Source organism: Noviherbaspirillum sedimenti (genome assembly GCF_003590835.1).
In the GTDB taxonomy this organism is placed as follows: Bacteria; Pseudomonadota; Gammaproteobacteria; order Burkholderiales; family Burkholderiaceae_D; genus Paucimonas; species Paucimonas sedimenti.
In genome coordinates, this window is record NZ_QYUQ01000002.1 from 1044098 (window position 1) to 1056016 (window position 11919).

Genomic DNA, 11919 nt, shown 5'->3' on the forward strand with positions numbered 1-11919 from the left:
CGGGGGTCTGCAGCCGGGCCGGTGCGCATCGAATCCATGAATTCCACTTTCCATTGACTGGCTTTATACTTCCCGACTTACTGTGATTTTCGCCTGACCGGCAGGACCATTCCATGAGCACCCTTCCCCCATGTCCGCAATGCCATTCCGAATTCACTTATGAGGATGGCGGCCGGTACATTTGTCCCGAATGTGCCCATGATTGGTCGGCCCAGGCCGACGCGGCGCCTGCCGCAGAAGGTGCCAAAGTCTTTCGTGATTCCGCCGGGAACGTGCTGCAGGATGGCGATACCGTCACCGTGATCAAGGACCTGAAGCTGAAAGGCGCCGGCGGTACTGTCAAGCAAGGCACCAAGGTCAAGAACATCCGCCTGGTCGACAGCGACCATGACATCGACTGCAAGATCGACGGCTTCGGCGCCATGAGCCTGAAATCGGAATTCGTCAAAAAGGTCTGAACCCCTGCACCCCATGTCACCCGCGCTACCCTTTCCGATCCGCACCGAGTGCCCGCCTGGCGCCTGCACATGCGAGCGCGAGCGCCTGCTGGAAGACCCGCAGGGCGACACCCGCATCCTGCGGCTGACCCGGGAAGAGGAGAAAATACTCCTCGCGCGCCTGGAAAACATCGCCAGCTACGACGATTTGAAACACATGCAGGCGCGCCTGCAGGCGAACCTGGGCATCGTCGTGAGCATTACGCCCAGCGTCCATGAAGTGCGCACGGTGCGCGGCATCGGCATTCACCTGGCCGAGCAGGCGGGGCTGTGCCGCAAGACGCGGCAAGCGATACCGGCGGCGATTCGCCGCTGCCTGGAGAGCAAACCCGAAATCGCCTATGCCATCCTGGATGAGAACGACCTGTTCGGCGGGACAGGCTTCTAGGCAAACCACTTATTGGCTCACTTAGTTGTTCACTTATTTGCTCACTCATTGGCTCACTTATTTGCTGCACCCTTTCTGACTATGGACATCAATAGCGATTTCAACAAGCGTGCCGTGCAAGGCGCGCACGAAGCTGTCTGGACACCTTCGCCCATGCCGGGCGTGGACCGGCGCATGCTGGACCGCGTCGGCGGCGAGACCGGCCGGGCCACCAGCATTGTCCGTTATGCGGCCGGCGCGCACTTCGAGCGGCATGCGCATGAAGGCGGCGAAGAGATTTTCGTGCTGCAAGGCGTGTTTTCGGACGAGCACGGCGACTACCCTGCAGGCACTTACCTGCGCAATCCGCCGGGCACCAGCCATGCGCCGTTCTCGCGCGACGGCTGCGTTCTATTCGTAAAACTGCGGCAATTCGCCCCGGATGACACACAGCCGGTGCGCATCAGCACCACGACAACTTCCTGGTATCCGGCCGCCGCGCCCGGGGTGTCGGTCATGCCGCTGCATGAGCACGCCGGCGTCAACACGGCGCTGGTGCGCTGGGCGCCGAACACGCGCATCAAGACGCACACGCATCTCGGCGGCGAGGAAATCCTGGTGCTGGCCGGGGTTTTCCAGGATGAAAACGGCGCCTATCCGGCCGGTACGTGGTTGCGCAGCCCGTCCGGCAGCCGGCACACGCCCCGCACAGGCGCGGAAGGCGCCATCCTGTACGTCAAGATCGGCGGCTTCGGCCGGCAATGAACGTTGATCACGGCACCACCGAATGCACGCGCTTGAGGCAACGCAGGGCGAAGGTGGAACGGCTGTTGCGGATGCCGGGAAGCTTGTACAGCTTTTGCCGCAGGAAGCGTTCATAGCCCTCGGTGCCGGCAACCGCCACCTTGATCAGGTAATCGTACTCCCCCGTGAGCAGATAAGCCTCCATCACTTCCGGCAGCTCTGCCAGGGCAGCGCCGAAGCGCTGAAAAATCTCGTCATCATGACGCTCCAGCGTCACCTCGATGATGACCGTATCCGGCATGCCCAGCGCCTTTTGGTCGAGAATGGCAACGTACTCGGTAATGATGCCGGCGTTTTCCAGCGCCCTCACCCGATTCCAGCACGGCGTCGGCGACAGATTGACGCGTTCGGCCAGCTTCTGGTTGCTGATGCGGGCGTCATGGCACAGTTCCCGCAGGATTTTGCGGTCGATCTCATCCAGTTGTGCTTCTTTCATGCCAGCGATTCCTTTGCCAGGATTGGTAATTCAAAGAAAGATTATCCATTATAAATAATTTACACAAAATATCCTTCCACCAATGACCGGATTAAGTTAAATAAACGAAAGCACATTTTGCAACGGACGCAGTAAGATTTTCCTGTGCTTACAAGGCACAAACTGGCCTGCACTCCACCGCTTCCCTGACCCAGGGAAAGCGGGGATGCCCAGGCTCTCGAAAATCTGTTGAGGAGTGCGTCGTGTCGGTAGCAATTGCACGTACGGCAGCCGGTTACAGGGGCGATCCCTTTGTTGCCGAACTGTCGCTGATGTTGATCACGCCTGCGTTATTCGCAGCGAATATGGTGGCGGCACGCTGGGCGCAAGGCGCCGCCATCCCCCCGCTCTTCCTTGCCTTCGGACGATGGGCCCTGGCATTCCTGCTAATCCTGCCGTTTGTGGCGCCGCGCCTGTGGGCCTGGCGCCAGGTGCTGATGGCCAACTGGGCGCGCCTGCTCCTGCTGGCCGGTCTCGGCATGGGGGTGGCTGTGGCGCCGCAGTATATCGGCGCGCACAACACCAGCGCGGCCAACGTCGCGCTCATCTTTGCCGTGTGCCCGGTGCTGATCGCCCTGATCGAGACGATCGTGTGGCGGGCGCCGCTGCAGATGCGGCAGGCCGTTGGCATGTTGCTGGCCATCGCCGGTGTGCTGGTCGTGGTGACCAGGGGCGAGGGTTTTACTGGCGGCGCGCTGGCGTTCGGCCAGGGTGACTTGTGGGTGCTGCTTGCCGCGTGCGGCTGGGCGCTGTATACGGTTTTCGGCAAGCGCCACCCGCTGCCCCGCCTGCCGGGAACGGTGCGCCTGGCGGCCCTGATCGGCGGCGGCGCCTTGGTACTGGCGCCGTTCGCACTACTGGAAAGCGCCAGCGGCGTGGTGCCCGATTTCGGCGATGGCCGGCTCTATGCGGCGCTGTGCTTTCTAGCCATCGTTCCAAGCCTGGGCGCCTATTACTGCTATGACCGCCTGGTCGGTGTTGCCGGTGCTGCCGGCGCCGGCGTGTCCATGTACATGGTGCCGCTGTATGCGGCGCTGGCGGCATGGCCGCTGCTGGGCGAAGCGCCGCAGGTCTTTCACCTTGCCGGTTTCGGCCTGATTTTGGCCGGGGTGCTGTTGTCGGGGATGAAGAAGGCCTGACTAAGCCAACAAATGATGCCCCGCTCGTCGGCCATGTCATAAAATATTTCGCCAACAAATTCGCCAAAAACTTCATAAGTGCTTGTTTTTAAATTTATTTCAATACAAATAAAATTGATTTAATATTCGCCAAATAATCCGCCATTTTAAGCAATCCGCCAAGCAATCCGTTTGAGGATAGCGTTCTGGGCTAATATTGCGCAGAAAATATCACCGATAGAAATGACTTAATGATGAATTGGCGTGAAGCGCGAAAAGGCGACCAGGATAACGGTCCGCAAAGAATAGTCTGTCTTACCGAGGAAACCACCGAGTGGTTATATTTGCTTGGTCAGGAACATCGCATTGTCGGCATATCCGGCTATACGGTACGTCCCCGCCGCGCCCGCGAGGAAAAGCCGAAAGTCAGCGCTTTCCTGAGTGCGAAAATCGATAAAATTCTCGCGCTCAATCCGGATTGCGTGTTTGGGTTTTCGGATTTACAGGCCGATATCGCCGCCGCACTGATTCGTCAGGGTATCCAGGTCACCGTATTCAATCAACGCAGCGTCGACGAGATTTTTTCAGTGCTGTACCAGATCGCCGCAATCGTCGGCTGCAGCGATTCAGGCACTGAATTACTGTCGCGCTTGCGCATGCAGCTACTGGAAATCGAACAGGCAGCGTCCCGTTTGCCACGGCGGCCGCGCATTTACTTTGAAGAGTGGGACGAGCCGCATATCAGCGCCATTCGATGGGTGTCGGAACTCCTCACGATCGCCGGCGGCGATAACTGCTTTGCCGAACTCTCGACAGAGAGCCTGGGTGCCAAGCGCATCATCGCGGATGGCGCCGAGATCATTCGCCGCAATCCCGATATCATCATTGGATCGTGGTGCGGGAAAAAATTCAGGCCGGAACTCGTGGCGGCACGGCCCGGCTGGTCGGCGATCAATGCGGTTCGCGACAAGCAGCTATTCGAAATCAAGTCCGCCGACATACTTCAGCCTGGTCCGGCAGCGCTGACTGACGGGGTTGCGCAGTTGCACCGGATCGTTATGGACTGGAGCGCGCGGCACGGCCAATAACGCAACTTCGCCACGCCTTGATGGCCGCGTCGTGCGGGCAGTTCCGGGCGAATTCACAAGAATTTTCTACTGCGGTCTGTGCGGTGGCACAAGAAAGAAGCCTGACCTGAGCGACGGCCAAAGTCATCCGTCACGAGACCTGAAAGCGGAGTTCTCCTGTCGCCACCAACATCACGGCGGCGAACACGACGAACAATGCAGGCCCGCCGAACTTGTCGACGATACCCGGCGTGGTCCCCAGAAAGAGGATCCCGAAGATGCCGATGACCAGGCCCGCATAGGCGAACACCCGGTGCGGATTGGCAGCGTGCCCGATGGTGCCGTGCGCGAAACTGAGCGCCATACCTGTGGCCATGCCACCCACAAAATGCAGACCGGCGAGAACCGGGAATGCCGTGCTCTGCGAAGACAGCGCAAAGGCCAGCGCCGCGATACCGAATCCGCAGGCAGCCGCGCACCTGGCGTTTCCCTTGGTGAAGCCCGAAGCAAAGAATACACTGGCCAGGGCGGCACCAACCAGGAAGAGTGTCGCCAGGCCACCGGCCTGTTGCGGATCGAAGCGGTATTGCGAGACCAGCGTTCCGACCCAGACCGGAAGCGCAACCAGGTCGAGCATCCCGGCACAATGCGCCACCATCAGCGCGAATATTCCTCGTTTGTTCTCTGTTGTTGGCATACCTGTCGTTCTTTATAATATTGGCTGACGTGACGACTGCGACGTGATGCTGAAATTTCCGTCGCGCTTGAGCCGATCCATGCATGCAGCGGTCTCTCCTTGCATGCAATGGGCTCGCAGTTGCTTGTATTCTTAAAACGGTTTCAAGTTAGCAGACAACGCTGTTTGGACATAGTCGATGGCCAAGAACTCAGCTATCTATAAAATAGATAGCTTGTCGCTTCACGCCAGGATGAATTGACATCCAACTCTGCTATATTCCCTGGCATTCATACCAACCAAGGAACGACCATGACTAGCCCGATCTATACCCACTCCGTCCCCGTCTTCAAGCAAATGCTGACGGCCCTGAAAGCCATACTGGCGCAGGCAGACGCCCATGCCGCCGCCAAGTCGATCGAGCCAGACGCACTATTGCAGGCACGCCTGTCTCCGGATATGTTTCCGTTGGTCAAGCAGGTGCAGATTGCTGCCGATTTTGCGCGCGGAATCTCGGCACGCCTGGCCAGTGCTGAAGTGCCCGCCCATGAAGGCAAGGAAAAGAGCTTTGCCGACCTGGACGCCCTGTTGGCCCAGACGCTGGCTTTTCTGGATAGCGTGAACGCATCACAATTTGAAGGCAGCGAAACCAGGGAAATCGTCTTGCGTCCAGGGACGCCAAAAGAAAAGAAACTGAGCGGTCAGGCCTATCTGGCCAACTACGGCTTGCCGCAATTTTTCTTTCATGTCACTACCGCCTACGCCATCTTGCGCCACAACGGGCTGGCCATCGGCAAGCGTGATTACATGGGGGCGTATTGACCATGCCGCGTCTGGCCAATCCTGATTTCGCCGAATGCGTCACTGCCAGTTTCGACAAGCAAAGCGCAATGCATCTGATTCGGGCCACGTTGCCTGTTATCGAACAGGGGCGCACCGAAATCCATGTGCCGCACTGGGACGGCATAGAGCAGCAGCATGGCTTCGTGCATGGCGGTGTCGTGGGGATGATTGCTGATTCAGCCGCCGGTTATGCGGCAATGACCATGGTACCTGCCAGTGCTTCAGTATTGACCGTGGAATACAAGATGAACCTTGTTGCACCTGCGGATGGTGAGAAGCTCATAGCCCGGGGCGAGGTTATCCGCCCCGGCAGGACCTTGATTGTGACCAAGGCTGAGGTATTCGCCGTCAAGGATGGCAAGGAAACTCTTTGCGCCCTCATGCAGCAGACCATTATGGTCATGCATGGAAAGACAGAGAAGTAGTGCCTGCTTTGGGGCTCAAAGCAGACGTTTGCCAATTTGGAGGGGCCCTCGATCTGTCCTTCGTATCTGACCATCAACGCTGGCGACATCAACACTGATGCACGCCGGCACAGATGGTCGCTCTGGTATCGAACATAGGTTTGTGCTGGGGGATGAACGGGATCATCACATCCAGCCATGACTTGTAACCCTAACTGGCTGTAGCCGCCACATTGGCCCGCGCCATATGCATTTTTTTGTAGCTGTCGGTCAGGCGGCGGTGCCTGTCGAGCCCCTCCAGTTTCATACTGGTTGGCGTCAAGCCAAAGAAGCGCACGCTGCCGTCCACTGAGCCCAGCACCGCGTCCATCCGCGGATTGCCATACATCCGGCGGAAATTGACCACGTAATCGTCCAGTTCCAGGTCGTCATCGAGCAGCACCTCCAGCGCCACGTTCAAGGCTTGATAAAACAATCCGCGCTCGACCGTGTTGTCGTTGTACTGCAAGAAGGCGCCCACCAGCTCGTGCGCCTCTTCAAATTGCTGCAAGGCGAGATGAATGAGTAGCTTCAACTCGAGTACTGTCAGCTGCCCCCAGTCCGTATTCTCGTCAAATTCGATGCCGATCAACGTGGCGATGTCGGAATGTTCATCCAGTTCACTGTTTTCCAGACGATCAAGCAGTGCTTCCAGGCTTGCGTCGTCCAGGCGATGCAAGTTCAAGATATCGGCGCGGAACAACAGCGCCTTGTTGGTGTTATCCCAGACCAAATCTTCTATCGGATAGATTTCCGAATAACCCGGCACCAAAATCCGGCAAGCAACGGCGCCTAGCTGGTCATACACCGCCATGTACACCTCTTTGCCCATGTCTTCAAGAATGCCGAGCAAGCTCGCGGCTTCCTCGGCATTGGAATTCTCGCCCTGGCCAGAAAAATCCCACTCGACAAAATCGAAATTCGCTTTGGCGCTGAAAAAGCGCCACGACACGATACCGCTGGAATCAATGAAGTGTTCAACAAAGTTGTTTGGCTCAGTCACGGCGTTACTTGCAAAAGTGGGCTGAGGTAAATCGTTCAGGCCTTCAAAACTGCGACCCTGTAGCAATTCGGTCAGACTACGTTCCAGCGCCACCTCGAAGCTTGGGTGCGCGCCGAACGAAGCAAACACACCGCCTGTCCGCGGGTTCATCAAAGTGACGCACATTACTGGGTACACCCCACCCAGCGACGCATCCTTCACCAGCACCGGAAAGCCCTGTTCTTCCAATCCCTGAATGCCGGCCAGAATGCCAGGGTATTTCGCCAGCACTTCGTGCGGCACATCAGGCAATGCGATTTCGCCTTCCAGAATTTCGCGTTTTACCGCCCGTTCGAAAATTTCCGACAGGCATTGCACCTGCGCTTCGACCAGCGTATTACCGGCACTCATGCCATTGCTGACGTAGAGGTTTTCGACCAGGTTGGACGGGAAATACACCACCTCGCCGTCCGACTGCCGCACATACGGCAGCGAACAGATACCACGCTGCACATTGCCCGAGTTGGTGTCGACCAGATGCGAGCCACGTAACTCGCCATCGGGATTGTAAATTTGCAGGGAGTACTCATCGAGAATTTCAGCCGGCAGCGCATCTTTAGGGCCAGGCTTGAACCAGCGCTCGTTCGGGTAATGTACAAACGCCGCGTTGGCGATGTCTTCGCCCCAAAACGACCCGGCGTAGAAATGGTTGTTATTCAGTCGCTCGATATATTCTCCCAACGCCGACGCCAACGCGCTTTCTTTGGTCGCTCCCTTGCCATTGGTAAAACACATCGGCGAGTGCGCATCACGGATATGCAGCGACCACACATTGGGAACGATATTGCGCCACGAAGCGATTTCGATCTTGATGCCCAAGCCCGCCAAAACGCCCGACATATTGGCGATGGTTTGCTCCAGCGGCAGGTCCTTGCCCGCAATATAGGTGCTGGCGTCAGCAGCCGGCTGCAACGTCAGCAAGGCCTGAGCATCGGCATCCAGGTTCTCTACCTCTTCAATTACAAACTCGGGTCCGGCTTGCACCACTTTTTTCACCGTACAACGGTCGATGGAGCGCAAAATACCCTGGCGGTCTTTGGCAGAGATATCCGCCGGCAACTCGACTTGGATCTTGAAAATCTGCTGGTAACGGTTTTCTGGATCAACAATATTGTTCTGCGACAGACGGATATTTTCGGTAGGAATATTGCGAGTTACGCAATACAACTTTACAAAGTAAGCTGCACACAAGGCCGATGAAGCCAGAAAGTAATCGAAAGGACCAGGTGCCGAGCCATCGCCCTTATAGCGGATAGGCTGGTCGGCCACTACCGTGAAGTCATCGAACTTGGCTTCAAGACGTAGCTTATCGAGAAAGTTGACCTTAATTTCCATGGGAGAATTCCAAAAATGGTGTTCAAAATGATGTAGCCGCTATTATCCGTCGCCACGCCGGTGCCGTGTAATACATCGATGCTTTCCACAAACGCTGCCGCATACGGATAAATTATGCATATCGAAGAGGTGCTTCGTTACAGCTGAGCTTGTTCAGCGTCGGCTAGCCCAATTCCTTTTGCTATCCAACTTCGCTTTTGTTTTGCTGAAAGCCTTTTGAATTCGTATTCGGCCTTAGATGCAATGGATCGGTTCGGATAGCGTACGGCCAGCAGCAATTCACGCGGCTTGTGTGCTCTTGTGTACTTTGCTCCCTTTCCAGATGCATGTGCCTGGAATCGGCTTTCCACATTGATCGCAATGCCGGTATAGATGCTTCCGTCATCGCATTCGATCATATAAAGAAACCAAGGAGTCTGTGTCGGTTGGATCATCAACAGATTTTACCTGACCGCCAAGCGAAACCTTAGGCGTCTCCTGACCGAAGCGCGGCTGCTTCCGGCCAGGAATAGTCGTGCAAGACCAGGGGGGCTTGGCGTGCCCAGGCAAGGAATGCTTGGCGCTAATGTATCCTGAAATGAAAACTGGCCCGACGGGGCCAGCTTTTAAAAACAGAGGTATTGCGCCTCCGTTTCCAATCTACCAACTAGGACTACCAGTAAGAAATCGCATCTTACTAAGCACACCATCTGTGCGAACAGTTCCAGCAAATGGATGATTTCAATTCAGGGTGCTCTATATGCCATCCTCTAGGAGTTTGTCGGCACTTCCAGTGTAGAACATCGTTAATGCTAGTCAAATAAATTTGCGTTGCGATGAGCAGGCCTTATATGCTCCAGTTTTTGTCATTGCTGCGGAGAACGGTCGAGAAGAACGCTCATGCTGTGAAAGCGGATATACCCTCGCGCCCAGTAGACATATGCCTGCTGAGTTCATACTCCGAAATGATTGCCTCAAATGCAATGTCTTGGCTGGCCGAGCAATTTCGGCGGTATCGCGAGGCTGTTTCGAAAGTGACGTCATTTATGATTATTTATCACTCGATATAAACAAGCAGCTTGCCAACCGTGGAACCGGCGCGGCTTGCGGAGAATCGAATGACTTTGCTTATTACCCTGCTATTTACTGCGTTTAAGGACAGCCGTGTTTGTCCAAGTGCCCATTAGGCGCAAACAAAGGAGCAAGCATGACGCAGTTACAAAAAGCAGATATCGACGAGTTCACAGCGCACTTCCGGAGCGAGGTGCTTCTTCCTGACAACGCGGTCTACGACGAGGTGCGCCAGATCTGGAACGCCATGATCGACCGCAAGCCCGCGCTGATCGCCCGCTGCGCGTCGCCTGAAGATGTCGTCCAGGCCGTCGCGTTCGCACGCAAGCACAAGCTCCTCGTCTCGATCCGAGGGGGCGGACACAACATCGCGGGCAATGCCGTCTGCGACGGCGGCCTCATGATCGATCTCTCGTTGATGAAGAGCGTTCAGGTGGACCCGAACGCCCGTCGGGCAACCGTCGAGCCCGGTTGCACCCTCGCCGATTTCGATAAGGCCGCGCAGGTGCACGGCCTCGCCACGCCGCTGGGCATCAACTCGACCACGGGCGTGGCCGGCCTGACGCTCGGAGGTGGCTTCGGCTGGCTGAGCCGGAAATACGGCATGACCGTTGACAACCTGCTCGCCGCAGATGTCGTCACGGCGGATGGCAGCCAGGTGCATGCCAGCGAAACGGAAAACGCCGACCTCTTCTGGGGGCTGCGGGGTGGCGGTGGGAACTTCGGTATTGTCACCAGCTTCCAGTTTCAGCTCCATCCCGTCGGGCCGGACGTGCTGAGCGGGCTCATCGTCTTCCCGTTCGACCAGGCGAAGTCCGTGCTCACGCAGTTCGCCAGTTTCACCAGGACGATGCCCGACGAGCTCAACGTCTGGATGATCACTCGGAAGGCGCCCCCGCTGCCTTTCCTGCCCGAGGACGTCCACGGCAAAGAAATCGTCGCGCTCGCACTGTGCTATGCGGGTGATCCCGCTGAGGGCACGAAGCTGATCGAGCCACTGCGCGGGTTCGGCACGGCGCACGGCGAGCACGTCGGCGTGCAGCCGTACTGCGCCTGGCAGCAGGCCTTCGATCCACTCCTGACGCCGGGTGCGCGAAACTACTGGAAGTCGCATAACTTCTCGCAGCTCAGCGATGGCGCGATCGCCGTCATCCTCGAATACGCCGGCAAGCTGCCGTCGCCGCAGTGCGAGATCTTCGTCGGCACGATCGGAGGCCAGACGGCGCGCGTAGCGCCCGGGGCGATGGCTTATTCGAGCCGAGAAGCCAATTATGTGATGAACGTGCACGGCCGCTGGGAGTCGTCTGCCGAGGACGAGCGCTGCATCGCCTGGGCGCGTGAGTTCTTCGTCAAGTCACAACCATTCGCCAGCGGCGGCGCGTACATCAACTTCCTCACCCAGGACGAGGCCGACCGCATCGCGTTCGCCTACGGTGCGACGTATAACCGGCTCGTGGAGCTCAAGAAAAAATACGACCCGACGAACTTCTTCCAGATGAACCAGAACATCAAGCCGGTCTGAGAGGACGTCATGCGCCTGACAATGGCATGCAGCGGGCGGCGTTAGGCGGCACCGAGCGATCAAAACAACGTGCCGCCTTAAGTATGTTCCCAGGAGAGTGTTCCATGCTACAAAACAGTGACGTCGCGGTTAGGATTCCGGCGCAAGACCTCTCACGAGCGAGATCCTTCTACTCGAGCACGCTTGGCCTTGATCCGGTCGAAGAACGACCCGGCGGCCTCCGCTACAAGTGCGGCAATAGCTACTTCGTACTTTTCCAGTCGTCTGGCTCGGCGTCCGGCACTCATACACAAATGGGCTGGGAGGTCGATGACATCCAGGCAACCGTCGACGAGTTGCGGCACCGGGGAGTAGTATTCGAAGAATACGATCTTCCCGGCCTCAAGACCATCAATGGAATCGCTGAGATTAAAGGAAACTATCCGTCGAAGGGTGGCGTAGGCGAGAGAGGTGCTTGGTTTAAAGACAGCGAGGGCAACCTCCTTGGCATCGGCCAACCCATTAGATGAGTAGGTCCCGATCGATCCGTTCCGTCGTATCAGCCTTCACCGAAAGGGTCGTCGGGTCGGCCTGTGCATCGTCCTTTTCGAGGCTTGCTCAGCGTTCACTCGCGTTACGGCCTGCTCACTCGCGCTGTCACCGTATTTCGTGACACGCTTCGCCGAAGGCTTCAGCCGCTT

General features: G+C 57.3%; 13 protein-coding genes. 9 read left to right on the plus strand and 4 right to left on the minus strand.

Annotated elements, in window-relative coordinates:
- The first annotated feature begins 113 nt into the window (after positions 1–113).
- The 3 genes from D3878_RS04900 to D3878_RS04910 all read left to right on the plus strand — a co-directional run bounded on the left by D3878_RS04900 (position 114) and on the right by D3878_RS04910 (position 1629).
- Entirely contained in the window at positions 114–458 is a 345-nt protein-coding gene (locus D3878_RS04900) for a zinc ribbon domain-containing protein YjdM (RefSeq protein WP_119784457.1), read from the plus strand.
- A gap of 13 nt (positions 459–471) precedes the next feature.
- A complete protein-coding gene (locus D3878_RS04905; RefSeq protein WP_119784458.1) occupies positions 472–885 on the plus strand; it encodes a hypothetical protein in 414 nt (137 codons plus the stop codon).
- Between the two features lie 81 nt (positions 886–966).
- A complete protein-coding gene (locus D3878_RS04910; RefSeq protein ID WP_119784459.1) occupies positions 967–1629 on the plus strand; it encodes a cupin domain-containing protein in 663 nt (220 codons plus the stop codon).
- Positions 1630–1636: 7 nt separating this feature from the next.
- Here D3878_RS04910 and D3878_RS04915 read toward each other — a convergent pair whose 3' ends face one another.
- Entirely contained in the window at positions 1637–2104 is a 468-nt protein-coding gene (locus D3878_RS04915; protein WP_119784460.1) for an Lrp/AsnC family transcriptional regulator, read from the minus strand.
- A 242-nt stretch (positions 2105–2346) separates the two neighbouring features.
- Between D3878_RS04915 and D3878_RS04920 the strand changes: the two genes are divergently transcribed.
- Positions 2347–3282, plus strand: a complete 936-nt coding sequence (locus D3878_RS04920; protein WP_233556231.1) for a DMT family transporter — start codon at positions 2347–2349, stop codon at positions 3280–3282.
- Between the two features lie 230 nt (positions 3283–3512).
- The gene (locus D3878_RS04925; protein WP_233556232.1) at positions 3513–4349 is read left to right on the plus strand and encodes a cobalamin-binding protein; all 837 of its coding nucleotides are present in this window, start codon (positions 3513–3515) and stop codon (positions 4347–4349) included.
- Positions 4350–4479: 130 nt separating this feature from the next.
- Here D3878_RS04925 and D3878_RS04930 read toward each other — a convergent pair whose 3' ends face one another.
- Positions 4480–5025 carry an MFS transporter gene (locus tag D3878_RS04930; RefSeq protein ID WP_147383888.1) on the minus strand — a complete coding sequence of 182 codons (546 nt, stop codon included), beginning with the start codon at positions 5023–5025 and terminating at the stop codon, positions 4480–4482.
- Positions 5026–5316: 291 nt separating this feature from the next.
- Here D3878_RS04930 and D3878_RS04935 point away from each other — a divergent pair, with 291 nt between their 5' ends.
- Positions 5317–5826, plus strand: a complete 510-nt coding sequence (locus D3878_RS04935) for a DUF1993 domain-containing protein (protein ID WP_119784462.1) — start codon at positions 5317–5319, stop codon at positions 5824–5826.
- 2 nt (positions 5827–5828) lie between these two features.
- Complete coding sequence (locus D3878_RS04940; RefSeq protein WP_119784463.1) at positions 5829–6272, plus strand: PaaI family thioesterase; 444 nt, start codon at positions 5829–5831, stop codon at positions 6270–6272.
- A gap of 190 nt (positions 6273–6462) precedes the next feature.
- On the opposite strand, the gene D3878_RS04945 is transcribed toward D3878_RS04940, so the two are convergent.
- Positions 6463–8667 (minus strand): OsmC domain/YcaO domain-containing protein, encoded by a 2205-nt coding sequence (locus D3878_RS04945; protein ID WP_119784464.1) that lies wholly within the window; start codon positions 8665–8667, stop codon positions 6463–6465.
- A 137-nt stretch (positions 8668–8804) separates the two neighbouring features.
- Positions 8805–9101 (minus strand): GIY-YIG nuclease family protein, encoded by a 297-nt coding sequence (locus D3878_RS04950; RefSeq protein WP_119784465.1) that lies wholly within the window; start codon positions 9099–9101, stop codon positions 8805–8807.
- A gap of 752 nt (positions 9102–9853) precedes the next feature.
- On the opposite strand from D3878_RS04950, the gene D3878_RS04955 reads away from it, so the two are divergent.
- On the plus strand, positions 9854–11239 hold the full coding sequence (locus tag D3878_RS04955) for an FAD-binding oxidoreductase (RefSeq protein ID WP_119784466.1): 1386 nt from the start codon (positions 9854–9856) through the stop codon (positions 11237–11239).
- A gap of 104 nt (positions 11240–11343) precedes the next feature.
- Positions 11344–11748, plus strand: a complete 405-nt coding sequence (locus D3878_RS04960; protein WP_119784467.1) for a VOC family protein — start codon at positions 11344–11346, stop codon at positions 11746–11748.
- Positions 11749–11919 lie beyond the last annotated feature (171 nt).

Excerpts from the sequence above, each read along its gene's own strand:
- D3878_RS04925 (WP_233556232.1), top strand. The coding sequence starts at position 3,513 with ATGATGAATTGGCGTGAAGCGCGAAAAGGCGACCAGGATAACGGTCCG.
- D3878_RS04945 (WP_119784464.1), bottom strand. The coding sequence starts at position 8,667 with ATGGAAATTAAGGTCAACTTTCTCGATAAGCTACGTCTTGAAGCCAAG.
- D3878_RS04930 (WP_147383888.1), bottom strand. The coding sequence starts at position 5,025 with ATGCCAACAACAGAGAACAAACGAGGAATATTCGCGCTGATGGTGGCG.
- D3878_RS04940 (WP_119784463.1), top strand. The coding sequence starts at position 5,829 with ATGCCGCGTCTGGCCAATCCTGATTTCGCCGAATGCGTCACTGCCAGT.
- D3878_RS04960 (WP_119784467.1), top strand. The coding sequence starts at position 11,344 with ATGCTACAAAACAGTGACGTCGCGGTTAGGATTCCGGCGCAAGACCTC.
- D3878_RS04955 (WP_119784466.1), top strand. The coding sequence starts at position 9,854 with ATGACGCAGTTACAAAAAGCAGATATCGACGAGTTCACAGCGCACTTC.
- D3878_RS04935 (WP_119784462.1), top strand. The coding sequence starts at position 5,317 with ATGACTAGCCCGATCTATACCCACTCCGTCCCCGTCTTCAAGCAAATG.
- D3878_RS04910 (WP_119784459.1), top strand. The coding sequence starts at position 967 with ATGGACATCAATAGCGATTTCAACAAGCGTGCCGTGCAAGGCGCGCAC.
- D3878_RS04905 (WP_119784458.1), top strand. The coding sequence starts at position 472 with ATGTCACCCGCGCTACCCTTTCCGATCCGCACCGAGTGCCCGCCTGGC.
- D3878_RS04915 (WP_119784460.1), bottom strand. The coding sequence starts at position 2,104 with ATGAAAGAAGCACAACTGGATGAGATCGACCGCAAAATCCTGCGGGAA.
- D3878_RS04900 (WP_119784457.1), top strand. The coding sequence starts at position 114 with ATGAGCACCCTTCCCCCATGTCCGCAATGCCATTCCGAATTCACTTAT.
- D3878_RS04950 (WP_119784465.1), bottom strand. The coding sequence starts at position 9,101 with ATGATCCAACCGACACAGACTCCTTGGTTTCTTTATATGATCGAATGC.